This window comes from Chryseobacterium sp. VAUSW3 (assembly GCF_002205795.1).
GTDB classification, from domain to species: domain Bacteria; phylum Bacteroidota; class Bacteroidia; order Flavobacteriales; family Weeksellaceae; genus Kaistella; species Kaistella yananensis.
In genome coordinates, this window is record NZ_NIUY01000001.1 from 503,746 (window position 1) to 528,136 (window position 24,391).

The following is a 24,391-nucleotide window of genomic DNA, read 5'->3' on the forward strand; positions in this document are numbered from 1 at the left end:
AGATTTCTGAATAAAATCTCTGCATTAATAATTTTTTCCGGCAGTTAGTTTAACTCCAGAATGTACTTTTTGTGGTAATCCACTAAACTTTCGATTGGTTTCTGCACTACTTTCCCCACGGTTAAGTTAAGTTCTGCGGCTGCGGCTCTTAAAATATCTTCATAAATAAAAGCGATGTAGCCAATAAAATTTATTTCAACTTTCCCTGCTTCGGGATAAGGAAGCACCTGATAATCGAGGAAATTCTTCATCTCATCAAATACCATATTCTGAAAATAAGGGTGCTTTTTGCGTTCTGCGACAAACTTATTGAATTCGCCCAAATATGCGTTCGCACGCGGGTTATGGTACATTCTTTTAATCGCTTCTTCGATGGTAAGATGATAGGTGCTGATGAAATCGTTTTCTAAATCTTTCGGCAGTTTTTTCATGAAAAAACGTCTTAAGAGATGTTTTCCGAGCGCACTTCCGCTTCCTTCGTCACCGATCAAAAATCCCAGGGAAGGCAAATCGGTTCTGATTTTTTCACCGTCGAAATAGCAGGAATTGGATCCCGTACCGAGAATACAGATTATTGCGGGAGTACCGTTGTAGGCTGCATAGGCTGCGGCCGTCATATCCTCTTTTACCGTAATTTCGGCATTAGGAAAAGCTTTGGTAAACTCATCGGCGACCTTTTTTTTGTTATCGGGCGTTCCGCAACCGGATCCGTAAAAAAAAACTTTGTCGATATGATTTTTAAGGAAGAACAGTTCCTGATTCTTATCAATTTCCTGTAGGATAAACTCAGGATTAATGATATTTGGATTGAATCCCAGTGTTGTGGTTTTCAGATTGGGTTCCCCGGTATTTTCGAGAATTACCCAGTCGCATTTCGTGGAGCCGCCGTCGACAATGGCAATCATATACTGTATCGTTTAATCTGCTAAAATATCAATTTTATTTCAAACACTTTGTTATTTACCGCACAATTTTTTGTGTAGAAAACTTAAAAAAAAGTTGGTCATAAAAAAAGCAATTCAAATAACGAATTGCCTGATTTATTACTGAAAATCCAACGATTATTCCACACTCAGCACTTCTACAATTTCGGGAGCAAACTGCTTAATAGTGTTTTCAACGCCCAATTTCATGGTAGAAAAACTCATGGGGCAGCCGTTGCAGTTTCCCTGAAGCTTTACATAAACTACATTGTCTTTAATATTTACCAATTCGATGTCGCCGCCGTCTTTATTAAGAAACGGCCGGATGCTCTCGAGTGCTTCGAGTACTTTGGTTACGGTTTCTTCCTGTTTTGTTTCCATTCTTAATTTTTTGGCTGATAGGTTAAAGGTTCAAATAATAACATGAATCCCAATCAGTTTCCTATTTATTTTTTTGGTGAGCAACCTGCCATGGTTGTAATTTTCACGGCTTCGGTTGGCGGAAGATTTTTGTTTCTTTCCACCAAACTTTCAATCATATTCTGCGCTACGGTTTTATAAATTTCTGTAATCGCAGCTCCTTCCTGCATTGCAGCGGGACGGCCAACGTCGCCTGCTTCCCTGATGCTTTGGATGATTGGGATTTCTCCAAGTACAGGGATTCCTAAATCTTCGGCAAGATATTGTGCACCCTGGTTTCCGAAAATATAATATTTATTATCCGGCAATTCTTCAGGAGTAAAGTACGACATATTTTCAATTAAACCTAACACCGGAATATTGATGCTTTCCATCTGGAACATCGCAATCCCTTTTCTTACATCAGCAAGAGCGATATGCTGCGGCGTACTTACAATTACAGCTCCGGTTACCGGAACTTCCTGGATAATTGAGAGGTGAATGTCACCAGTTCCCGGTGGCAGGTCGATTAAAAGAAAATCGAGTTCTCCCCAAGCCGCATCACGAATCATTTGGTTTAAAGCTTTGCTCGCCATAGGTCCGCGCCAAACCACTGCCTGGTTTGCCCCTGAGAAATAACCAATTGAAAGCATTTTCACGCCATAATTCTCCACTGGTTTCATCAGATTTCGACCGTCGATTTCCACAGAAATAGGTTTTGCTCCCACCGTGTCGAACATGGTAGGAACAGACGGTCCGTAAATATCGGCATCTAAAAGCCCTACTTTGAAGCCCATTTTCGACAAAGTTACAGCAAGATTGGCAGCGACCGTAGATTTGCCTACGCCACCTTTTCCGGAAGCCACGGCAATGATATTCTGTATTCCCGGAATCTGTTTCCCCTTGATTTGGTTCTGCTGAACTTCGGACGGTTCGGGAGAAGCAATTTTAAGTTTCAAAACTACATCTTCACCAAATTCTGAAGCAAAAGCCTGTTTCATGGCAGCTTCAAGTTTCTTTTTTTCGTGCATTGCGGGTGAATGCGCCGTCATATCAATATATACATCATTTCCCATCACCTGGAAATTGTGTACTAAATCATCAACTTCTATCTCTTTCAGAAATAACTGAACTTTTTCTTTCGTCAACATAATTTTTTACTAAAAATTGAATGACAAATTTACGCAAATTTTTCTGTAATTTAGAATGAATAAAAGTTAGATTGAACTGACATCAATCACTATTAATTGATTTAAAATGCTTTTTCCGCCCGGAATTAATGGCTGCAGCAATAAAGAAAACCAGGAATGACGGGATTAGCCAGCCTAACTGATGTTGGGATAAAGGGAGCCTGCTATTTATTTGTTCAACCGGTTCAGAGAAAATATTAAAGTACTGAAAGACAGAAAGTGACGCCACCAATGCTGCCGTAACCACTGCCGCGACAAACGGTGTTTTAGAAAATATAATTTTCCCGAAGAACAACAATGTTAGAATCAATGAGAAGGTAATCGGATAGACAAACCCCAGAATCACCACGGCATAATCGATGATTTCTTCCACGCTTTTCACCGAAAAATAAGCGGAAACCAAACAGGTTATCACCACGCCCACTTTATAATTTATTTTCCTAAACGTGAATTTCTCAAGAAAGCTGCCCATTGCAGAACTAAGTGCAATCGCAGTGGTAAGACAAGCCAAAGCTACCGCAAATGAAATCACCACGGTGCCGTTTTTACCTAAAACTTCATTCGAAATATGGAGCAAGAGGTCGGTTCGGGATATATTTTCCGACATAGGATAACCCGAGTGCGCGCCCAGATAAATTAAACCTCCATAGATAAACAGCAAAGCCACCATAGAGATTAATCCCGCCGCTATGGTAATTTTAAAACGGTCGTTACTGTTGGTATATCCTTTATCAATCGCAGCAGAAATAATAATTCCTGCGAAAATAACCGAGGCCAAAACATCCAATGTCTGGTACCCTTCATGAAAAGCAAAAACAAATGATTCCTGCGTACTTATGCCGGTGATTTTAGAAACATCAGGTGGATTCATAATGCCCATCACCACCAGAATTCCTAAACTTAAAATAAGAAAAGGAGTAAGAAAATTTCCGATGATATCTACAATTTTCGATTGCGAAACCGATAAAAATATCACAACCGCAAAAAAGACGACAGAGAAAACAACATTATTAAAGCCCGGAAGAAGCGGTTTTATCCCGATTTCATAGGTCGCAGCGGCAGTTCTTGGAATTGCTACAATCGGACCAATACATAACATAATGAGAAACGCCAAAACGGTTACGATAAAAGGATTAACCTTTCGGCCGAGATCTGTAAATGATATACCGAAAAGCACCACAGTAAGCACTCCTAAAAAAGGAGCAATAATTCCTGTGGTGAAAAATCCAGCAACAGCAGCAAACCATTCGCTTCCGGATTTCAGTCCGATAAAAGGAGGAAGAATTAAATTTCCCGCTCCAAAAAACATCGCAAAAAGTGCAAAACCCAAGGTTATTGCCGGCCCGAATTTATTTTTCATTGCAATATGCAGTTCTCTGTTTGATGGAATTTTATAGTTTTTAGGAATTCCTATAAATCTCCCCCATGATTATCCAGCTGGCCTTCCCATTTGGAAACGGAAGAAGTTGCAAGAGCATTTCCTAAAACATTCGTCATGCTTCTTCCCATATCGCAAAAGTGGTCGATAGGTAAGATTAGAGCGATACCTTCCGGCGGAATGCCGAACATGGTACAGGTTGCCACAATAATTACAAGACTCGCTCTGGGTACTCCTGCGATTCCTTTTGAGGTAAGCATTAAAACCAAAAGCATAGTAATTTGCTGTCCCAAAGTCATATCGATTCCGTAAATCTGTGCAATGAAAATCGCGGCAAAAGTCATATACATCATACTTCCATCGAGATTAAAAGAATATCCGAGTGGGAGAATAAAAGATACAATCCGGTTGTTACATCCAAATCTTTCGAGTTCTTCAACCAGTTTTGGGAACACAGCTTCGGAACTTGTAGTGGAAAAAGCAATTAATAAAGGAGCTTTAATCCTGCGTAAAAGTTCGAAAAGGCGGTTTCCTAAAATCAGATAACCTACAATAAGTAGAACCAACCATAGAATTCCAAGCGCAAAAAAGAAGTCACGCAGATAAATTGCATAAACTTTAAAGATTTCAAAACCATTGGTTGCTACCACCGCTGCAATAGCACCTAAAACTCCCAGAGGTGCAAACCACATGATATAACCCACCATTTTCAAAATTGCGTGTGCACAAATATCAAGCGCACGGACAATTGGCTTTGTATATTCTTCGCCCATATTGGCCAGGGCAACCCCAAACATAATAGAGAATACTACAATCTGAAGCACTTCATTCGTAGCAAACGCCTCGAATAAACTTTTCGGAATAATGTGTTTCACGAACTGTTCCAATGAAAGTCCCTGGCTGTTTGCCACTACTTCACCGGCATCTCCCGCAGCAGGAATAGCAAGCTGCATGACTTTGCCCGGCTCCATCCAGTTTACTAAAACAAGTCCTATCGTAAGTGACACGAGCGAGGCTATTATAAACCAAAGCATTGCTTTTGTGCCTACCCGGCCTATCATCTTAATATCACTCATCTTGGCGATACCTACCACTAATGTTGTAAATACCAGCGGAGCGATAATCATCTGTACCAAACGGATGAAGACGGTTCCTAAAAGTTTAATGTTTTTCGAAAATCCTTCGGAACTTTCAGGGTACTGGGTATGCACGATCCCGCCCATTACAACTCCTAATATAAGCGCAACGATAATGGCGATGAACAGTTTGTTTTGTCCTTTCATGTATTTTGTTTTTTTTGAAGAATCGTCTGAGGCGATCTTTGGAAAGAGGTTTTGTAAGAATTACAAATATATGTTTTTTTATGGAAAATCATCAACAATGCCCAATATCAGCCAGACATCATAAAAACCGTATCGCATCATTACCAAAACAAAAAACCTCTGAAAATTCAGAGGTTCTAATATACTGCAATATACCGTATTGTTTAAATAATTTATGCTCTTAAATATCTTGCATAAGCATAACCTTCTTCTCCATCGGCGGTCCTTACTTTCCACCAGTCGTCTGAAGTCTGCTCTACCAAAGTTACAGATTCGCCTTTAGCAGCTTTACCTACGATAGCACCTTCTGTTGAAGGTTCCTGTCTGATATTAAGGTTAGAATCTTCTGTAGCAACGGTTAAGGTAGAACCTGATGCCAAACCTGCCACCTGAACATCAACATTGATATCCGAAGCGGAATAAGTAGAATCTATTGCGCCAAGGGCGTTCCACACTGCATCTTTTGCTGCGGTAGAAGCAGCGCTTCCGGACACATATAAAATTCCGTCCTGTTCTACTACCTTAAGATTGGATACTCCGGCTGACTGAGCAGCAGAGATTACTCCTGCGTATTTATCCTGTAATGCACTCATAACTGATTATTTTACGGTGTAATTATAATTAACTTTTCCAGCCTGTAACGCATCGACCGACATTTTAATTTTTCTCGCCTGTTCCGGGGAAACATTTCCGGTGAGGGTTAATTCGCCGTTGATCACCTCTACCTTAACCGAAGGGAAATCCTTAACCGCGTCGGTTACTTTCTGCTGAACTGCAGGATCAACAGCAGACACTGTTTCTACCACTACAGGAGCTTCAATAGTCGCCATATCCATTACATCCTTAATACCCGGGATTGCTTTTAGGGAAGCGATCATTGCATCTTTTGAAGCCTGGTCTGCGAACGTTCCGCTTAAGTGCGCAGTTCCGTCTTTTACTTCAACGGATGCTGTTGGGTTAGAGGTTACTACTGTTGTAGCCTGGGTTTGGAGTTCTGCATCTGTAACTTTCTTTTTACAGGAGATAGAACCGAACGATACTGCGAGCGCTAAAGCCGCCATTGCGATTGTTTTTTTCATAGTGAATTTATTTAATGTTAAAATTGGTTATCAAATTTAAAGATAAAACCCAAGTTTGATTCTTAATTAAATACTAAAGTTTTCTTAAATTTCTGAGATGCCACTCTGATTTGGTGAAATCCCCGAGGAATATTCCGACTGTTTTATTCTCAAATATACATCTTTTTAATTATAAATTCTGATGGTTTTCTTCAATTGTCCGGAAAGTAAGATTTACTCTGGGCCCCTTCACTTTTTTAGTCGGAGGAAGACGGTGGAGCCAGTACGACTGTGTTTCATCTTTCATGACCAGAAGGCTTCCGTGGTCCAAAATCAATTCAACTTTTTCGCCGGTTACTTTATGTTTGAACGAAAATTTTCTTTCGGCCCCCAAACTCAATGAGGCAATTGCTCCGTTTTTTTTAAGGTCCTTTTCCGCATCGCTATGGTACGCCATTCCTTCGTCTCCGTTATGATAAAGATTCAGCAGGCAGGAATTGAATTTCTCTCCTGTTTTTTCCTCGACGAGTTTCTTCAAAGCAAGAAGTTCTTCGGTCCAGAGCAACGCTGTTTTTGTGGTTTTGGAATAAGTGTACTGAAAACCTTCGTCCCCATACCACGCCACTTTTCTTTTAGTAACAATCTTTTTTCCAAATATTACGGCTTCATCATTTTTCCAGGCAATATTTTCTAAGAGCTTCCAGTAAAAAAAATCTGCTTTATCCGCATCCAATATTTTGCCATAATAATTTACGGTTCCATCTTTTGGAAGTAAATTAACATCTGGTTCAGCAAGATTTCCGAATAAACTCATCATAGAATTATTTACAAATCAAATTTCTGATTTTTTTTATACATTCGTTCAAAATTAGTCTCAATGAAAAAACTCTTACAGATTCTTCTCATTTTCTGCTTCATCACGTTGTTTGCGCAAAACAGAGCCGATAACACATTCGTAAAAGAAAACTTTATTAAAAAAGAGGTGTATATCCCCATGCGCGACGGCGTGAAATTATTCACTTCAATTTACATTCCGAAAGACATTTCCAGAACAAAAAAATATCCTTTTATCATGCAGCGTACTTGCTACAGCGTCGCTCCGTATGGTGAAAATGAATACCGTGCCGCTTTAGGTCCAAACAAATATCTGATGAACGATAAGTATATTTTTGTTTATCAGGATGTGCGCGGCAGATACATGAGCGAAGGAACTTTCACCAACATGACGCCACAGGTTGAACGTAAAACTAAAAAAGATGTTGATGAAAGTACCGATACCTATGACACGATTGAATGGCTTTTAAAAAACATTGACAACAATAACGGCAAAGTCGGACAATACGGAACTTCTTATCCTGGATTTTATACTGCGGCCGGAATTTTGGCTGATCATCCTGCATTGGTAGCGTCTTCACCTCAAGCACCAATTTCCGATTTTTGGAACGACGATTTTCTTCACAATGGTAAATTTATGCTCGGATATTTTCGCACTTTCCCGGTTTTTGGTGTACAAAAAACCAAGGCCGAAAAAGAAGGTTGGTATATGGATTCTTTCATAAAACCCACTTCAGAAGACGGCTTGAAGTTCTACCGTGAACTCGGCACTTTAAAGGACGGCTACGAAAAATATTACAAAGATAATTTCTTTATGACGGAGATTATGAATCATCCAAACTATGATGAATACTGGCAAAAAAGAAGTCTTCTTCCTCACTTAAAGAATGTAAACCATGCGGTAATGACCGTTGGTGGCTGGTTTGATGCAGAAGATTTATCTGGCCCGCTGAATATTTACAAAACAATTGAAAAAACCAGTCCGAAAGCCAAAAACACCATCGTGATGGGACCATTTTCTCACGGAGCTTGGGCAAGGGAAACCGGAAAACATTTCCATAATGAGATTTATTTTGGAGACAGCATTGCCACCTATTATCAAAAGAATCTGGAAACGAAATTTTTCAGTCATTACCTGAAAGGAAATTCTAAAACCGACGCCGGCCTGCCGGAAGCCGTGATGTATGACACCGGAAAAAAAGAATGGAAAGAATTCAAAACCTATCCGCCAAAAGAATCGGTAAAACTAAACTTTTATCTTGCCGACGGAACCCTAAAAAACATCGCCTCGAACACAGTTTCTGAATACTACAGCGATCCCAATAATCCTGTTTTGAGTTCGGACAATTTGAAAGATTTCAATGGATTTACGCCAAGAAATTACATGAGCGAAGACCAGCGTTTCGCTGTTGGAAGACCGGACGTTTTGACTTTCACAACAGAACCGTTGTCGGAACATCTTACTTTCGGTGGTGAAATCATGGCAAAACTTAACATCGCTTCCACTTCTACTGATGCAGATTTTGCGGTAAAGCTAGTTGATGTGTACCCGGAAGATTTCAAACCGGCGGAAAAGAAGGACGGCGTTATTTACGGGAATTACCACCAAATGGTAAGAAGCGAAATTATGCCGGCAAGATTCCGCAACTCGCGCGAAAAGCCTGAAGCATTGGTTGCCAACCAGAAGACAGCAGTGAATTTCCGACTTCAGGATGTGGTGCATACCTTCAAAAAAGGACACCGGATTCAGATTCAGATTTCAAGCACGTGGTTTCCGCTGTTTGTTGTAAATCCTCAGAAATTTTTGGCAAATCCGAACCTTGCGACAAAAGAAGATTATACAAAAGCATTCATTAAAATCTTCGGCGACAGTTCCATTGAAGCCGATATTTTAAAATAATTTCGTTTTAAAACATAAAAAAATCTCTTTCAACGAATTGTTGAAAGAGATTTTTATTTTTTACCACAAAACGAACTAATTAATGTCTGTATTTAATGAATCTTGATTCTTGGTTCTTGGTTCTTGATTCTTTTTCTTTTTTCTTTCTTCTTTCTTCTTTCTTCTTTCTTCTACTTCGAAATATGATAATACGCCAACATTTTATAATATAATTTTGCAGCAAGGAAAGCCGTTGGTTTTGGCATCGGCGAATCCATTAATTCTACAATATCAAAGGCAACTACATTGCATTTTTCAAAAACTTTTTTAAGCAATTCCAACGTTGGATACCACTGCAAACCGCCCGGTTCGGGAGTTCCTGTGGACGGAGCAATTGATGGATCAAACGCATCCAAATCGATGGTGATATATACATTTCCTGAAACTTTTGCAAGAACATCATCAATCCAATTTGGGTTTGTCGCGATTTCATGTGCCCAAAAACAATTTCCCTCTTGTACATATTGCATTTCCTCTATATCTCCAGAACGAATCCCGACTTGTACCAAATTATGTTTCTGACTCGCTTCAAAAACCGCACAAGCATGATTGGAAGTGCTTCCGTGAAAATCCGGACGTAAATCGGTGTGTGCATCCAGTTGAAGAACCGTAAGATTTTCAAACTTTTCGCCTACCGCGCGAATAGAACCAATAGAAACCGAATGTTCGCCACCGAATAGCGTTAATAATTTATCTTCATGACCCAGCAATTCTTTGGTTTTTTGGTAAACTGCTTCGGTCATGGCTTCAGGAGAAGATTTCTCTGTGATCTCGCCTGCAAGGTAAACTCCTTCAAGATAAGGTTCGGTACCGGTTTCGATGTCGTAAAGCTCCATATTTTCTGAAGCATCAAGAAAAAGTTCCGGGCCTTTGTCGGCACCTTTCCCCCAGGTTGAAGTTCCGTCGTAAGGAACGGTTACAAGCACTACTTTTGACGATTCTAACTGAGCGTTTTCTTCCGGAATTCCAGCATATGTCTGCATAGGATATTTAAATTTTTAGGTTGAATATTTAAGATTTCAAAGATAAATAAAACGGTGATAACTCATGGCACTTTTCTCACACGTCCGATTTCTAAAAAAAAATGATAACTTTATGCAAAACTTCATGTGATGGAAACAAATAATATCGAAAACAAAAACGGAAAGTGGATTTGGGGAATTTTTTATTACAATAAAGAAGACGACAGAATTTTCCCTCCAAAAAGATTGCCCTGGATGGGTTGGACCGTGAATTTTGCGAACTGGAAATCGATCGCAGCACTCGTCGCAATGCTCATATTTTTCTATTTTATCATATTCATTATCGGAAAGTATAAGTAATAAACAGCTGTTTATAATACTTACTGCACTTTTTTTACCTTTGCGAAAATAATTGATATGCCGCTAAAAGCAGTTCTTTTCGATATGGACGGTGTAATTGTGGACACAGAGCCACTGCACCGCAAGGCCTATTTCAAAATGTTTGAAGATTTTGGAATAGAGGTTTCTGAAGAACTTTACACCAGTTTTACTGGCGCTTCCACAAAAAAAGTCTGCAGTACACTGACGGAAACCTTTAAACTCGATGAAACGCACGAAGATCTGGCCGCCATTAAAAGGAACTATTTTAAACATTATTTTGATACAGACCCTGATTTCGATTTAATTCCCGGAGTTAAAAACCTTATCGAACATTATTATGAAAACGGGTTGAAACTTATTCTTGCGTCTTCAGCACACATGAACACCATCAATTGGGTATTCGAAAAATTTGACCTTGAAAAATATTTTATTGGAAAAATAAGCGGAGCCGATCTTCAGGAATCTAAACCTCATCCGGAAATTTTTGTCGTGGCCGCGGAAATGGCCGGTGAAGACAAAGAAAACTGCATGGTGATAGAAGATTCCACAAACGGAATTGAAGCTGCATCGGCTGCAGAAATTTTTTGCGTGGCTTACCAGAGTGCGCATTCAACCCATCAGGTTTATGACAAAGCCAGCCTGCTGGTTTCAGATTTTACCGATATTGAATTTGAGAAAATTTCTAAATATTTCTAATAAAATTTAAAAAAAAGGAGCAAACTCATGTTGCTCCTTTAGTTTTTTAGTAACCTAAAAGTTTTAAAACTTCATCCGGTTTCTGTTCTTCGCGGAAGACTTCGTAGGTGAAATTCCCCTCCTCGTCTTTGTTAATGAGGATATGCCTCGGCTGCGGCATCAAACAGTGATGAACGCCACCATATCCACCAATGGTTTCCTGGTATGCACCTGTGTGGAAAAACCCGATGTATAGCGGCTTTGTATCACTGAAAACCGGCAGATAAATCGCATTGGTGTGCTGCTCCGAGTTATAATAATCGTCAGAATCGCAGGTTAAGCCTCCTAAAAATACCCTTTCGTAAGTATCTTCCCAACGGTTCAGCGGCAACATAATAAAGTGTCGAGAAATTGCCCATGTATCAGGCAAAGTCGTCATGAAAGAAGAATCGATCATGTTCCATTTTTCTCTGTCGTTCTGGCGTTTCTGCGAGATAATTTTATATAAATGGCCGCCACTTTCTCCAACAGTAAAACTACCGAACTCGGTATAGATATTAGGTTCTTCTACGCCTTCTTCCTCACAGAATTTCTTAATCTGAGAAACAATTTCGTTCACCATATATTGGTAATCGTAGTCGAAATTCAAAGACGTTTTAATAGGAAAACCACCGCCTATATTCAGGGAATCCACTTCCGGAGCGATTTTTTTCAGCCTCGCATACACGCGAAGACATTTATAAAGTTCGTTCCAGTAATACGCGGTATCTTTAATTCCGGTATTGATGAAGAAATGCAGCATTTTGAGTCTCGCATTCGGGTGTTCAGCGATTTTTTGTGAGTAATATGGGATAATGTCTTTATAACCAATTCCCAGTCTGGACGTATAAAATTCAAATTTTGGCTCTTCCTCGGAAGCGATTCGGATGCCGATATTGAAAGTGGAATCAATACTTTCCGTCAGTTTATCAAGTTCGCGGTAATTATCAAGAATCGGGATAATGTTTTGAAAACCGCTGTTAATTAAATCTGAGATTTTCGCCAGATAATCGTCGGTTTTAAATCCGTTACAAATCACCTCAACGTCTTTGCCGTACTTGCCTTTTTCGTAAAGCGACCTGATGATATCCATATCATAAGCTGAGGAGGTTTCCAGAGAAATATCGTTTTTCAACGCCTCTTCTACTACAAAAGCAAACTGGCTCGATTTTGTACAATAGCAATAAGTATAGCCTTTTTTATAATCGTTCTTTTCAATAGCTTCTTTAAACCAGGCTTTCGCACGCTGAATATTGGTGGAAATTTTTGGCAGATAATTAAACTTCAAAGGCGTACCAAACTTTTCGACGACCTCCATCAAAGGAATATCATGAAACTGGAGCGTATTTTCCGAAACGTTGAATTCTTCGGTTGGAAAATACAAAGTCTGATCGATAAGTTCTGAATATTTAATTTTCATTATTGAGTAATCGTATGTAAGTGTTAAAACTGCAAAGTTGGTAAAAAAAGTTGATTTTCAGCGAAAAATTAAGGAGTTTTTGGAGTCGATGCTCATCATACAAAAATGAAAATCACAAAACAAAAATAAGCAGGAATTTACGATTAATGTGCGACAAATACGACCAGATCACCTTCTTCGTAATGTATAATCACCGTTTCTTCTGCAGCTAAATTTCTGGTACCGATTCTCTTTGAAAGGTCCAGATTTTCTTTTGTCAGCGGCCAGTTTAAACCTTTAGTCGTAATATTCTCTGTAACCGGAAACGGATAAAGCGAAACTGTTTTTCCTTTCACATTTTCTAAAACCAAAGTTTTAGGTGCGAAAAAATAGGTTGAAAACTCATCAAAAAAAGTGATTTTCAATTCATTTTTAAAGAGGAAAGCTACGGTTAAGTTTCCGAGAAAATGATCCATTTCGCCGCCGCTCGCACCATAAACATCAACTGTTGAGATGCCTTTCTCCCGGATGATTTCTAAAGATTTCTGGAAATCTGTTTTATCCTGATCGGGCGTGAAAATAAATTTTTCATCGTAAAGCACCTCATCACTTCCGGTATGCGAATCGAAATCACCGGAAATAAAGTCGAGCTTTTCCAGCGGAAAATTCTTGTCTTTTAAATAGTGAAAAGCCCCGTCGGAACAGGCAATAAGCGAATAACCAGCGGTATCGGGAAGATCTTCGGGCGGTATCCCGTTAATAAAAAGCAGGGCTTTATCGGTCATTGGGATTCCAGTATTCTTCAGATTCATTATTGATTTTCGACATATATCTTGCCAACACAAAAAGGTAATCCGAAAGGCGGTTCAGATATTTGATGAGTTCGGGCCTCACTTCTTCGGATTCATTCAGAAAAACCAAACTGCGTTCGGCTCTTCTGCAGACGGTGCGGCAAATATGCAGGGAAGTTGCGGCTTTTCCTCCACCGGGAAGAATAAAATACTGCAAGGGCTGCAGTTCTTCCTCAAAAGCATCCATCCAGTTTTCGAGTTCTTCGATTTCGGTATCAGAAATCATTAATGCCAAGCGCGATTTTCCGTTGGCTAAAGTTAGTTTATCGGTAGGCGTAGCCGATTCGGAACCTACCGTAAAGAGATCGAACTGAATTTTCCTGAGCTGTGCCAAAACTTTTTCATCTTTAATTTCAGTTTTTGCAAAACCAATAAATGAATTGAGCTCATCGATTGTTCCGTAGGATTCAACTCTCGCTGAGGCTTTGGAAACTCTGGTTCCGCCATATAAAGCCGTTTCGCCTTTGTCACCCGTTTTGGTGTAGATTTTCATAAATTAAGTTTTAATAAAATTGATTTTTGTTTGTAGAATATCAGTCAGTCCATTTTTTAGATTTCTTCATGTACCTGACCATATCATCAAAAACGCCCGCTACTTTATCATTGAACTCAAAATCATTCAGTTGATCGAGTTTCTCGCGGAAAACTTCATCATTATTTTGTGTTTTGGACATGATCTTTATTTTTTACTCATTCAAATATAAAGATTGCATCGCATTATCTGTACAGAATTCCGAATTATTGAATTTTATCAAGTATAATCTTCCACAAAACCCGGTTATAGCTTCTGAAGAAATTGATATGCCCCACCTGTTTTTTTGGGGATTCCGAGACTTTTATTTCCCGGTAGGTTTTCTTCATATTAGGATATGAATTGTTCATCAGACTCTCCATCCCCTTCATCGTCACCCACGAATCGTCTTCTGCGTGAATGATAAAAGCTTCCTGATTTAAATCCTTCGAGTAATCTTTTTCAATTTTTTCATAAAGCCTGCCGGTGGATTTTTTATTGAGAATCAAGGTGCGCCAGTCATAAGCGCTTCCTTTTGGTAAAGATTCTCCCAAACCAAACCGGTGCGCCGGAAAATATCCCTTTAAAATTACCGTTACCGGAACAGCAATGCCAAATCCCAGCGCTGCAGTAACCGCAACCCGCCAGGAAAGATGACCGATATATGCATCCTGGGTTGCGATGAAAATGAATTTTTTGAAAATTACTGAATCTTCATTCATCCCCAGAATCAGTGCTCCAACGGAATGACCGAGACAGAATTTGGTATAATCCGGATAATTTTCTTTAATGAAACCGGTTATGGTTTTGAAATCTCTAGTTCCCCAGATTCGCATGGACGCTTCGAAACCTTTCATTTTCCTGGGCTTTGACTCACCGATTCCTCTGTAATCATAGGTAATTACGGTGAAACCCTGCGTTGCCAGATATTTAGCAAAAGAAAAATAAACCTGCTGTCTGACACCCGTGGCCGAATTTATGACCAAAAGCTTCCGTTTCGGAATTTCGGGCTCAAAAATCTTTACCGATATCGGAAACTGATCCGGAGTCTGTAGAACTAATTCTTTCATTCAAATCAAAATCACTGAATTTTAGTGAAAATCAAGCTCTAAATTTACTGAAACATTGATAAAAAGAAAGGTTTAAAAGTATGCCGTCAATAGCAATTTTACGGTCACGAGAAGTCTTTAAGGTATGGAAGACCGCGCTGTGATCCTCTGTTTTTGGTTACTTTCAGCGAAACATCATTCCCGAATTTTACCGAGTCATCCACAGTATTTCCGTGACAAAGTGCAATTGAAAGACCGGAAACAAAAGCATCGCCCATTCCTAGTTTATGCAGAACAGAATCGTGATCGTTGCGGTAATATTTCATTTCGGAACCATTGAAATACGTGGTTGAATTAGAATCATCGCGCACAAAAAGTTTGTTAGGATACTTTTTGAGGATATCTTCACGTTTCTCTTCGCCAAAAACAATGGATAGCTCGTTGCTTTTGGCCACGATAAAACTTGCATTTTCCAGAACGTTAGCAGAAAGCTCCTTCGCAGGTGAAGCGTAGATGCCCACTTTCACATTGTTTTTCTTGGCTAGCTCTACGGTAAACTCCACCACATCCATCGGAATTTCAAGCTGAATCAGCACCAAATCAGCCGTCTGAAAAAACTTTTCAGCTTCGGCAACATGCTCCGGTTTCAAACAATAATTTGAAGCGGGAACTACTACGATAGAATTTACGCCTCCCGCTGCGGTTACATACGCCGTTCCGGAAGCTGCCTGTTCTGTTTCCGCCACAAAACCTACGTTAACTCCTTCATCAACTAAATTCCTCAGGATTTGCTGACCAAAGGGATCCATGCCCACACAGCCGATGAAATACACACTCGCACCGAGTCTTGCGGTTCCTACGGCCTGGTTTGCACCTTTGCCGCCAAAAAAACTTTCAGACCGCAGTGCCATCACCGTCTCATTGGGCTGAGGATGATGATCCGTATTAAGAACCAAATCGATGGAGGAACTGCCTACAACAATAATTTTCGGTTGCTCAGAAGTTATATTCATTGTTTCTCTGGAAATTTAAATATTGCAGAAATATTTCAACAGCATTTTCTAATTAAGATTCTGCTGACTGCTTAACAAAACTATTCTTTTAATTGCAGATAAAGAAATTATTTAACTTTTAATTAACGCCGATTTCAATGAATTCCGATACAAGTTTTACCGGCTCACCATCAATGCCGAAACCGATGTAGCTTGCATAAAATCCTTCGCCATAACCCGTTTCAAAAGCGAAAATATTTCCGGCCTTATCTTCGTCCGGTTTCAGGAATGCAAACTGATCGATGGCTCCGTTTTCATCAAAAAAATGTTCGTGGAAAAATTCTTCGTAAATCCCCATAAATTCCGCCCCTTTTCGGTGAAACAGCCTTTTTTCAAGATGATTGAGGCAATCCTGCGTTTCTGCATCCATAAAACAGCCCATACCGCTTTCTACCGGATAACCGAAGATTTCTTCACCTTTCAGTTCTTCGATATTCTGTCCGTCGGTTGTAGCGAGTTTCCACTCAGAAATCTGGGCGGCGCTGAAAACAATTTCCACGTACGCAATACAGTTGCTTTCTCTTTCTTTGTGGACCAAAACCGGAAACTCACCCTGAGGGAAATTCACTTTAAAAGCGGCCATATCGTTCGTGATCAACGGATCACAGGCTACGATGCTGCCGGTAGAAAGGTGAATTTTACCCGCATCGAAAGTTTCGATTAAAGGACTTTCAACAAAATTTTTGTTGAAGAGTTTAGCGATATTAACAAGATGAGTCATCTGTGAGTTGGTTTAGAGGGTTTTGAGTTTTTCCTCAAGCAAGGCAATTTTATCCTGTGCGTCTTTCTGTTTTTTGCGTTCAGCATCTACAATTTCCGGTTTCGCATTGGCAACAAATTTCTCATTTGAAAGTTTTTTCTCCACGGAAATAAGGAAGCCTTTCAGGTATTTTAACTCTTCTTCGGTTTTGGTTTTTTCTTCTGCCAAATCAAGGTTTTCACTTAAAGGAATTGAAATTTCCGTTCCGCCAACCAAAAAAGTAAAGCTTGGCTTATCGGTCTTTCGGGCTAAATTAATTTCAGAAATATTCGCTAATTTTTTAACCAGATTTTCGTTGCTGATCGCTTCGGCATTGGTAAAAATTTCCACGGCTTCTCTTGGCGAAATCCCTTTGCTCTGGCGGTAATTCCGTACTCCGGAAATCATTTCTTTTGCAGTTTCGAAATTCTTGATTAATTCTTCACTGTAATTTTCAGATTTTTTCTGCTGTGTAATCACCAGCGCATTTTCGGGTGAACGTTCTGCAATATTCTGCCATAATTCCTCAGATAAAAACGGCATGAAAGGATGCAACAATTTCATTAACTCCTCGAAATAAGCGATGGTCTGGTCATAAACTTCCGTAGAAATCGGCTGACCGAAAGCAGGTTTCACTGCCTCCAGATACCAGGCACAGAAATCGTCCCAGATCAATTTATAAACAAGATGTAAAGCATCTGAAATTCTGAATTTCTCAAACTGGTCGGCAATTTCGGCAATGGTTTTATCCATTTGGTTCCCGAACCACTCGATCGCCTGTCTGTCGGATTCGTTGGCTTTAATGTTTTCGTTTTTCGACCAGCCTTGGGTCAGTTTATAGGCGTTCCAGATTTTGGTTGCAAAATTACGGCCCTGAAGCATTAGTTCTTCATCGAAAAGCAAGTCGTTTCCAGCTGCGGAACTCAATAGAATTCCTACGCGAACTCCGTCGGCGCCATATTTTTCGATGAGTTCGATTGGATCCGGTGAATTGCCAAGTGATTTCGACATTTTCCGGCGCTGCTTATCGCGTACAATACCTGTAAAATATACATTTTTGAAAGGAACTTCGTTTCTGTATTCCAATCCGGCCATAATCATACGGGCAACCCAGAAGAAAATAATATCCGGACCGGTTACCAAATCGGAAGTTGGGTAATAATAATCGATTTCTTTATTTTCGGTATCCAACATTCCGTCGAAAACGGAAATTGGCCACAGCCAGGAAGAGAACCACGTGTCGAGGGCATCTTCGTCCTGCTTTAAATCTGAAATTTTTAAATCTGAATTTTGGGATTTCTGCTTCGCCAACTCCAGCGCTTCTTCAATGGTTTCGGCAACGACGAAATCGTTTTCTCCTTCACCAAAAAAATATGCAGGAATCTGCTGTCCCCACCAAAGCTGGCGGGAAATATTCCAGTCGCGGATGTTTTCCATCCAATGTTTGTATGTATTTTTGAATTTTTCTGGGTGGAATTTAATTTCATCATTCATTACCACATCCAACGCAGGCTTGGCGATTTCCGACATTTTCAGAAACCACTGAACGGAAACTTTCGGTTCGATCACCGCACCGGTTCTCTCTGAAGTTCCCACTTTGTTCACATAATCTTCAGCTTTCAGCAAAAGTCCTTTTTCTTCAAGTTCTTTCGCGATGGCTTTTCTTACTTCGAAACGGTTTTTTCCCGCGTAGTGAAGTCCGTGAGCGTTTAAATTTGCGTCATCATCCAAAGAATCGATCATGGCCAGATTGTGACGTTTTCCGATTTCGTAATCGTTGGTATCGTGGGCAGGAGTAATTTTCAAAGCTCCGGTTCCGAATTCGATATCCACATAATCATCCTCGATAACGGGAATTACGCGGTTTGCGATAGGAACAATTACGTTCTTGCCTTTTAAGTGCGCATATCTTTCATCATTTGGGTTGATGCAGACAGCGGTATCGCCGAAAATTGTTTCCGGGCGCGTTGTTGCAACAGACAGGAATTCTTCAGTTCCTTCAATTTTATATTTTAAATAGTAAAGCTTCCCGTTCTGCTCCTTAAATATTACTTCTTCGTCGGAAATATTTGTTTTTGCTTCCGGATCCCAGTTCACCATGCGGTATCCACGGTAAATTAAACCTTTATTATACAGATCCACGAAAGATTTGATCACCTGCTGAGAAAGCTTAGGCTCCATCGTAAAACGCGTACGTTCCCAGTCGCAGGAACAACCCAGTTTTTTCAGCTGCTCGAGGATGGTTCCGCCATATTTGTCTGTCCAGTCCCAGGCGTGTTTCAGGAATTCCTCTCTGGTGATATCAGATTTATTGATTCCTTCAGCTTTCAGTTTAGCAACTACTTTAGCTTCGGTTGCGATAGAAGCGTGATCGGTACCAGGAACCCAGCATGCGTTGAAACCCTGCATTCTGGCACGTCTTACCAACACATCCTGAATGGTATTGTTCAGCATGTGACCCATGTGAAGGATTCCGGTAACGTTTGGCGGCGGGATCACAATCGTGTACGGCGGTTTATCATTCGGTTCCGAATGGAAATAATTATTTTCGAGCCAGTAACTGTACCATTTATTTTCTGTTTCCTGCGGGTTATATTTCTCTGAAATCTGCATAGGATCTTTGTTTATCTTAATAGGTGCAAAAATAGGCAAATAAAAAAAATTATTCAGATATTGAAATAATTTTTAACTTTGTCCTTCAATATTTATCAATAAATCAATATAACATTTAAAAATATGAAAAAATTATTTGCAGGTTTGTTTTTAACCGCATCATTCGCAATGGCTTCAGCACAATCAATTTCATTTGATAAAACAACATATGATTACGGCACTGTAAAGACCGGCGCTGACGGACACAGAATGTTTACGGTAAAAAACACGGGCGACAAACCACTTATTATTTCCAGAGTACAGGCATCTTGCGGATGCACTACACCGGAATGGAGCCAAGACCCGATTATGCCGGGCAAAACCGCACAAATTAAAGTGGGTTATAACACAACAATCGTAGGACCTTTCACAAAGATTATCGAGGTATATTCTAATGACCCGGAAAACAGCAGATCGGTAATTACCATTAAAGGAACTGTAGACGGCAACGCTGCCGCAGAGGCTGTAGCGGTAGCAGCACCTGCCGCAGAATTATCTGCAAAAGCAGCACCTGCACAAGCTAAGAAAAACGTAAAGAAAGCTGCGAAATAAGCAAGTTCATCAAATTAAATCATAAAATCACTTCGTTACTGGAGTGATTTTTTTATTTTTAAGGAAAATAACAGATATGGATTTAGATTTCAGCGATAACTTTATCGCCAAAGGGAAAATTTCAATAAAAGAATTAGCCACCAAATACAAAGGCGATTTAGATAAGGAAGCTGGCAAAAAAATGCTCTTGGACGAAAAAATAAAGCTCCGCGAACTACAGGAAAGGTTGTATGCAGATTCCGGAAAATCTTTATTAGTCGTACTACAAGCGATGGATGCAGCCGGAAAAGATTCCCTGATCGAGCATGTTTTCGGCGGAGTAAATCCGCAGGGCTGCGAAGTACACAGTTTTAAAACGCCAAGTTCGAAGGAATATTCTCATGATTTTTTATGGAGACATTACCTCGCTCTTCCTGAGAAAGGAAAGATCGGAATTTTCAACAGGAGTCATTACGAAAGTGTTTTGGTATGCAAAGTTCATCCGGACTATAACCTGAATGAAAAAGTTTGGAATTCCGTTTCCGATTTTGATGATAAATTCTGGCAAGAACGCTACGAAAGCATCAGAAATTTTGAAAAACACCTCTCCGAAAACGGCACTACCGTAATAAAAATTTTCCTTCATATTTCTAAAGAAGCACAGAAAAAAAGATTTCTCGACCGTATTGATGAGCAGGACAAAAACTGGAAATTCTCCATGGGTGATTTGCCCGAACGCGCCCTATGGGATGAATACATGAAGGCTTACGAACGCGCCATCAACGAAACCTCAAAAGATCATGCGCCGTGGTTTGTAATTCCCGGTGATGATAAATGGTTTGCGCGAGTTGCGGCGATACAGATTATTATTGATGCACTGGAAGGAATGGATCTGAAATTCCCGAAACTTTCGGAAGCTGACCAGAAAGAGCTGGAGGGAGCAAGAAAGCAATTGGAAAGCGAATAGAGATGACGATTTGGAGAGCGATTTTTGTAACAGTTTCTTTCGTTGTTATTTTAGAGATATTTCAAATAATCCCCATTTTACTGATTGAGGTTTTTGACTTGACCGCTGAAAAACATCTAGTACCAATCGAAATTATTTCCACAAGCCTAAATTTACTATCTTTTTATATCTATTACCGATTATTTATTAAATCCCCACTGATAGAAACCAACAAAATTCGGACTGTACACTTTTCATCAGTCTTCTTAATTTTCTTTATTGTAGTAGGAATAATACTGTTCAATAAGATTTTTATTAATGGATACAATTACATTTTTAATCACAACTTTACGGTCATAAAGAGTACTCAAAAAATTTCTGAGTTCAATAGATCTGCTTACTTTTATTTATTTTCCTCAATTATAGCTGCACCAATTATTGAAGAAATTGTTTTCCGAAAGTTTATTTTCATGCAATTGCTGCAGAAAAACTCTCTCTTAAAAGCTATACTTGTTTCCAGTTTCTGCTTTTCAATAATTCATTTTCAGGATCTTAGCAATCTTTTGCCAACCTTCGTTTCGGGCATCTTTCTATCAGTAATATTTTATCAAAGCAAAAATATTATTTATCCCATCGTTGCTCATTTTCTTAATAATGTAATCGTATCAATATTTGCCTTTTATAACAATACAATTCCCATGTATTTTCAGGAAATAAAATTCAGTTTGTTATATTGGCTCATCACCCTTTCGGGACTGGCGATCGTGATTATTTCAATGAAAGTATTCATTAATAAAACCAAAAAAGCAGAAACCTAAATTTCTGCTTTTTCTGTTTCATTAAAAACCACAAGAAAAACTGTAAGCCGGATTCTGTAGATTCGTCTAAGCGAAAATGCCTGTTATTTATCTGCGCTTTGCATTACTGCAAAGCTTTAGCTGTTTACCCCTCGGTTTTTGGAGCGAGCAACTCCTATCCCGGCGAACCGGGCAATCCGATATACTTAACATTGCACCGCAAAGAGTTTACCTGATTTCACTATAAATTAATATACATCCTTTCTGTTGCACTGGTCCTGATCTTGCGACCGACGGGTGTTACCCGCTTTGCTGCTCTGTGGTGTCCGGACTTTCCTACCCCGGTTTCCCGGAATCAACAAGCCGTTCTTCTTGTGGGCGACAAAGATAATGAAAAATCAAGTCTGCAATTATGTTTATGTGGTAAGATTATTGCTTGCTGAAATCTCTTAAATTTGAATATATTTGAAAATGGAAGAAGTTACCCAGTTAAAATATGTAGACATTGTTTATAATGTACTCGAAAGATGGTACCTGAAATTTGCACAGGTCACCCCCAATATCGTTGTAGGACTTATCGTTTTTACCCTCATCCTGCTCATGAGTTCTTACCTGAGCAAATTGGCTGTAAAGGTTTTTCACCGTTTTTTTCCCAAGAGCAAAAATAAATCTATCGTCACGTTAATCGGGATTTTTAAATTCCTTATCGTTCTCATGGCCGCATTTATTGCCTTTGAGATTATGGGACTTGGTGGTTTTGTGCTGAAGTTCCTGGGAAGTTTGGGTGTTGCCGGGGTGATTGCGGGTGTGGCTTTAAAGGATCTGGTGTCATCGATGTTTTCGGGGATGCTGATTGGTATTGACAAAGCTTTTGCGGTGGGCGATTATGTTTCGATTAAAGGAATATCAGGGACGGTAGAGACCATTGGATTTCTTACGACTAAAGTTATCACCGATGAAGGAAAGAAAGTCTACATCCCAAATCAGCTGATTTTCAGTGCACCGTTTATCAATTATTCGGCTTCTTCGCACAGAAAAGTTTTTATTGATCTTGAAATTCCCAACAATGAAGATTTAGAGAAAGCTAAAAAAGTGATTCTGGATGAAATTCACACTTTTGATTTTGCGGAAAACAAAGACAACGCCGAAGTTATCTTCCTGAAGCAAAGTCTCGGAATTTTCTATCTTGAAGCAAGATTTCAGATGAAAACGGGCGAAAAGATAGCGCATGTCCGGAGTGAGGCACTTTTAAGGATCAAGAAAAAATTGGATGACAACGGAATTCAGCTTGCGACACAGACTCAGATTGAGACCGGAAATTCGGTTCAGGAATAATTTTGTTGAATCTCGAAACACTTAGCCCTGATTGCAACGGCATCCTTTTTTGACATTGCGCGTCCAAATTTTCCGACAGGTTGCTTCACCTTGTTCGCAATGACAAAAAAGATACAGTGGAAAGCAGGTTCCCGGCTCCTAAAAACAAAAAAATCCGTTCAAAATTAACTGAACGGATTTTTTATTTATCTGAGAATCTTAGTGACCTAAAACTTCTTTTACTTTATCTGCTGCTTCCTGCAATGTAATTGCTGAATGCACAGGCAAACCTGAATTGTCGATCAGCTGTTTTGCTTCGATTGCGTTGGTTCCCTGAAGACGCACGATTAAAGGAACAGGAAGGCTTCCCATTGCTTTATATGCATCTACAACACCCTGTGCAACACGGTCGCAACGTACGATACCGCCGAAAATATTGATCAGGATTGCTTTTACGTTAGGATCTTTAAGGATGATTCCGAAAGCTTTCTGAACTCTTTCTGCATCAGCAGTTCCACCAACATCCAGGAAGTTTGCAGGGTTACCGCCTGAAAGTTTAATGATATCCATCGTAGCCATCGCCAAACCAGCTCCGTTTACCATACAGGCAACGTCGCCATCAAGTTTCACGAAGTTAAGACCAGCTTCGCCAGCTTCTACATCGGTAGGATCTTCTTCTCTTGTATCTCTTAATGCTGCCAAATCTTTGTGACGGAACAGTGCGTTGTCATCCAAAGAAACTTTAGCATCTACCGCGATAATTTTATTGTCTGAAGTTTTCAGAACCGGGTTGATTTCGAAAAGAGAAGCGTCGATTCCTACGTAAGCGTTATATAAATTGGTGATGAATTTTGTAAAATCTTTGAAAGCATCTCCACTCAAACCTAAGTTGAAAGCAATTTTTCTTGCCTGGAAGCCCTGAAGCCCAACAGCAGGATCAATTACTTCGTTATGAATTAAATGAGGTGTTACTTCTGCAACGTGCTCAATATCCATCCCACCTTCGGTAGAATACACGATCATATTTTTCCCCTGAGCTCTGTCTAAAAGGATCGAAACATAAAATTCTTTAGTTTCAGTTTCTCCCGGATAGTACACATCTTCAGCCACCAAAACGAAGTTCACTTTTTTACCTTCAGCAGATGTTTGTGGAGTTACCAGCTGCATTCCGATGATGTTTCCTGCGTTTTCTTTAAGTTTTTCAATGTTCGGGGAGAATTTTACGCCTCCGCCTTTTCCACGACCACCAGCATGAACCTGAGCTTTTACTACCCAGCCCTCGTTTCCGTTCAGTTCTTTTAATTTATTTGCTGCATCTACTGCTTCCTCAACATTGTTTGCGACAAAACCTCTCTGGATGTTTACTCCGTACTTTGCCAAAATCTCTTTAGATTGGTATTCGTGAAGATTCATAATATTTTAATTAGATTTTTATTTTTTTAAAAGATTT

The 24,391-nt window shown here is 39.7% G+C and carries 24 protein-coding genes, 1 other RNA gene and 1 pseudogene; 7 read left to right on the forward strand and 19 right to left on the reverse strand.

Annotated features, from left to right (window positions below):
* Positions 1 to 44: 44 nt before the first annotated feature.
* From CDW55_RS02200 to CDW55_RS02235, 8 genes are all read right to left on the reverse strand, one after another.
* Positions 45 to 905, reverse strand: a complete 861-nt coding sequence (locus CDW55_RS02200; RefSeq protein WP_088468089.1) for a BadF/BadG/BcrA/BcrD ATPase family protein — start codon at positions 903 to 905, stop codon at positions 45 to 47.
* 156 nt (positions 906 to 1,061) lie between these two features.
* The gene (locus CDW55_RS02205; protein WP_088468090.1) at positions 1,062 to 1,304 is read right to left on the reverse strand and encodes a NifU family protein; all 243 of its coding nucleotides are present in this window, start codon (positions 1,302 to 1,304) and stop codon (positions 1,062 to 1,064) included.
* 65 nt (positions 1,305 to 1,369) lie between these two features.
* Positions 1,370 to 2,473: an Mrp/NBP35 family ATP-binding protein gene (locus CDW55_RS02210; protein ID WP_088468091.1), complete on the reverse strand. Its 1,104-nt coding sequence runs from the start codon at positions 2,471 to 2,473 to the stop codon at positions 1,370 to 1,372.
* Positions 2,474 to 2,555: 82 nt separating this feature from the next.
* On the reverse strand, positions 2,556 to 3,872 hold the full coding sequence (gene brnQ, locus CDW55_RS02215) for a branched-chain amino acid transport system II carrier protein (RefSeq protein ID WP_088468092.1): 1,317 nt from the start codon (positions 3,870 to 3,872) through the stop codon (positions 2,556 to 2,558).
* A 50-nt stretch (positions 3,873 to 3,922) separates the two neighbouring features.
* The gene (locus CDW55_RS02220; protein ID WP_088468093.1) at positions 3,923 to 5,173 is read right to left on the reverse strand and encodes a dicarboxylate/amino acid:cation symporter; all 1,251 of its coding nucleotides are present in this window, start codon (positions 5,171 to 5,173) and stop codon (positions 3,923 to 3,925) included.
* A gap of 212 nt (positions 5,174 to 5,385) precedes the next feature.
* Positions 5,386 to 5,805, reverse strand: a complete 420-nt coding sequence (locus CDW55_RS02225; protein ID WP_088468094.1) for an SH3 domain-containing protein — start codon at positions 5,803 to 5,805, stop codon at positions 5,386 to 5,388.
* A gap of 6 nt (positions 5,806 to 5,811) precedes the next feature.
* Complete coding sequence (locus CDW55_RS02230; protein WP_088468095.1) at positions 5,812 to 6,291, reverse strand: BON domain-containing protein; 480 nt, start codon at positions 6,289 to 6,291, stop codon at positions 5,812 to 5,814.
* A 169-nt stretch (positions 6,292 to 6,460) separates the two neighbouring features.
* Positions 6,461 to 7,084 (reverse strand): alpha-ketoglutarate-dependent dioxygenase AlkB family protein, encoded by a 624-nt coding sequence (locus tag CDW55_RS02235; RefSeq protein WP_088468096.1) that lies wholly within the window; start codon positions 7,082 to 7,084, stop codon positions 6,461 to 6,463.
* A gap of 63 nt (positions 7,085 to 7,147) precedes the next feature.
* On the opposite strand from CDW55_RS02235, the gene CDW55_RS02240 reads away from it, so the two are divergent.
* On the forward strand, positions 7,148 to 9,004 hold the full coding sequence (locus tag CDW55_RS02240) for a CocE/NonD family hydrolase (protein ID WP_088468097.1): 1,857 nt from the start codon (positions 7,148 to 7,150) through the stop codon (positions 9,002 to 9,004).
* 170 nt (positions 9,005 to 9,174) lie between these two features.
* On the opposite strand, the gene speB is transcribed toward CDW55_RS02240, so the two are convergent.
* Positions 9,175 to 10,026 (reverse strand): agmatinase, encoded by an 852-nt coding sequence (speB, locus tag CDW55_RS02245; RefSeq protein ID WP_088468098.1) that lies wholly within the window; start codon positions 10,024 to 10,026, stop codon positions 9,175 to 9,177.
* A 129-nt stretch (positions 10,027 to 10,155) separates the two neighbouring features.
* On the opposite strand from speB, the gene CDW55_RS02250 reads away from it, so the two are divergent.
* Entirely contained in the window at positions 10,156 to 10,365 is a 210-nt protein-coding gene (locus tag CDW55_RS02250) for a DUF5808 domain-containing protein (protein WP_088468099.1), read from the forward strand.
* A gap of 57 nt (positions 10,366 to 10,422) precedes the next feature.
* Entirely contained in the window at positions 10,423 to 11,082 is a 660-nt protein-coding gene (locus CDW55_RS02255; protein WP_088468100.1) for an HAD family hydrolase, read from the forward strand.
* Between the two features lie 46 nt (positions 11,083 to 11,128).
* Here the strand turns inward: CDW55_RS02255 and CDW55_RS02260 are convergent, their stop codons facing one another.
* The 8 genes from CDW55_RS02260 to CDW55_RS02290 form a co-directional block, all read right to left on the reverse strand.
* A complete protein-coding gene (locus tag CDW55_RS02260; protein ID WP_088468101.1) occupies positions 11,129 to 12,520 on the reverse strand; it encodes an arginine decarboxylase in 1,392 nt (463 codons plus the stop codon).
* A gap of 143 nt (positions 12,521 to 12,663) precedes the next feature.
* A complete protein-coding gene (locus tag CDW55_RS02265; protein WP_228399593.1) occupies positions 12,664 to 13,311 on the reverse strand; it encodes a thiamine diphosphokinase in 648 nt (215 codons plus the stop codon).
* Positions 13,274 to 13,843, reverse strand: a complete 570-nt coding sequence (locus tag CDW55_RS02270) for a cob(I)yrinic acid a,c-diamide adenosyltransferase (RefSeq protein WP_088468102.1) — start codon at positions 13,841 to 13,843, stop codon at positions 13,274 to 13,276. Before CDW55_RS02270 ends, CDW55_RS02265 begins: the two co-directional genes overlap by 38 nt.
* A 40-nt stretch (positions 13,844 to 13,883) precedes the next feature.
* Entirely contained in the window at positions 13,884 to 14,024 is a 141-nt protein-coding gene (locus tag CDW55_RS12390; RefSeq protein WP_179285895.1) for a hypothetical protein, read from the reverse strand.
* 64 nt (positions 14,025 to 14,088) lie between these two features.
* A complete protein-coding gene (locus CDW55_RS02275) occupies positions 14,089 to 14,931 on the reverse strand; it encodes an alpha/beta fold hydrolase (RefSeq protein WP_088468103.1) in 843 nt (280 codons plus the stop codon).
* Between the two features lie 104 nt (positions 14,932 to 15,035).
* Positions 15,036 to 15,923 carry a ribokinase gene (locus CDW55_RS02280; protein ID WP_088468104.1) on the reverse strand — a complete coding sequence of 296 codons (888 nt, stop codon included), beginning with the start codon at positions 15,921 to 15,923 and terminating at the stop codon, positions 15,036 to 15,038.
* Between the two features lie 118 nt (positions 15,924 to 16,041).
* Positions 16,042 to 16,683 carry a DUF4241 domain-containing protein gene (locus CDW55_RS02285; protein WP_088468105.1) on the reverse strand — a complete coding sequence of 214 codons (642 nt, stop codon included), beginning with the start codon at positions 16,681 to 16,683 and terminating at the stop codon, positions 16,042 to 16,044.
* A 12-nt stretch (positions 16,684 to 16,695) separates the two neighbouring features.
* Positions 16,696 to 19,314: a valine--tRNA ligase gene (locus CDW55_RS02290; protein WP_088468106.1), complete on the reverse strand. Its 2,619-nt coding sequence runs from the start codon at positions 19,312 to 19,314 to the stop codon at positions 16,696 to 16,698.
* A 123-nt stretch (positions 19,315 to 19,437) separates the two neighbouring features.
* On the opposite strand from CDW55_RS02290, the gene CDW55_RS02295 reads away from it, so the two are divergent.
* The 3 genes and pseudogenes from CDW55_RS02295 to CDW55_RS12650 all read left to right on the forward strand — a co-directional run.
* On the forward strand, positions 19,438 to 19,905 hold the full coding sequence (locus CDW55_RS02295; protein ID WP_088468107.1) for a DUF1573 domain-containing protein: 468 nt from the start codon (positions 19,438 to 19,440) through the stop codon (positions 19,903 to 19,905).
* A gap of 76 nt (positions 19,906 to 19,981) precedes the next feature.
* Positions 19,982 to 20,851: a polyphosphate kinase 2 family protein gene (locus tag CDW55_RS02300; RefSeq protein WP_088468108.1), complete on the forward strand. Its 870-nt coding sequence runs from the start codon at positions 19,982 to 19,984 to the stop codon at positions 20,849 to 20,851.
* A gap of 2 nt (positions 20,852 to 20,853) precedes the next feature.
* A pseudogene (locus CDW55_RS12650) lies at positions 20,854 to 21,480 on the forward strand (CPBP family intramembrane glutamic endopeptidase); the annotation flags it as partial.
* A 195-nt stretch (positions 21,481 to 21,675) separates the two neighbouring features.
* On the opposite strand, the gene rnpB reads toward CDW55_RS12650, so the two are convergent.
* Positions 21,676 to 22,002, reverse strand: an RNA gene (gene rnpB, locus CDW55_RS02310) — RNase P RNA component class A.
* Between the two features lie 96 nt (positions 22,003 to 22,098).
* Between rnpB and CDW55_RS02315 the strand changes: the two genes are divergently transcribed.
* Positions 22,099 to 22,962, forward strand: coding sequence for a mechanosensitive ion channel family protein (locus tag CDW55_RS02315; RefSeq protein ID WP_088468110.1), 864 nt, complete (start codon positions 22,099 to 22,101; stop codon positions 22,960 to 22,962).
* 198 nt (positions 22,963 to 23,160) lie between these two features.
* On the opposite strand, the gene sucC is transcribed toward CDW55_RS02315, so the two are convergent.
* Complete coding sequence (sucC, locus tag CDW55_RS02320) at positions 23,161 to 24,354, reverse strand: ADP-forming succinate--CoA ligase subunit beta (RefSeq protein ID WP_088468111.1); 1,194 nt, start codon at positions 24,352 to 24,354, stop codon at positions 23,161 to 23,163.
* Between the last annotated feature and the right edge of the window lie 37 nt (positions 24,355 to 24,391).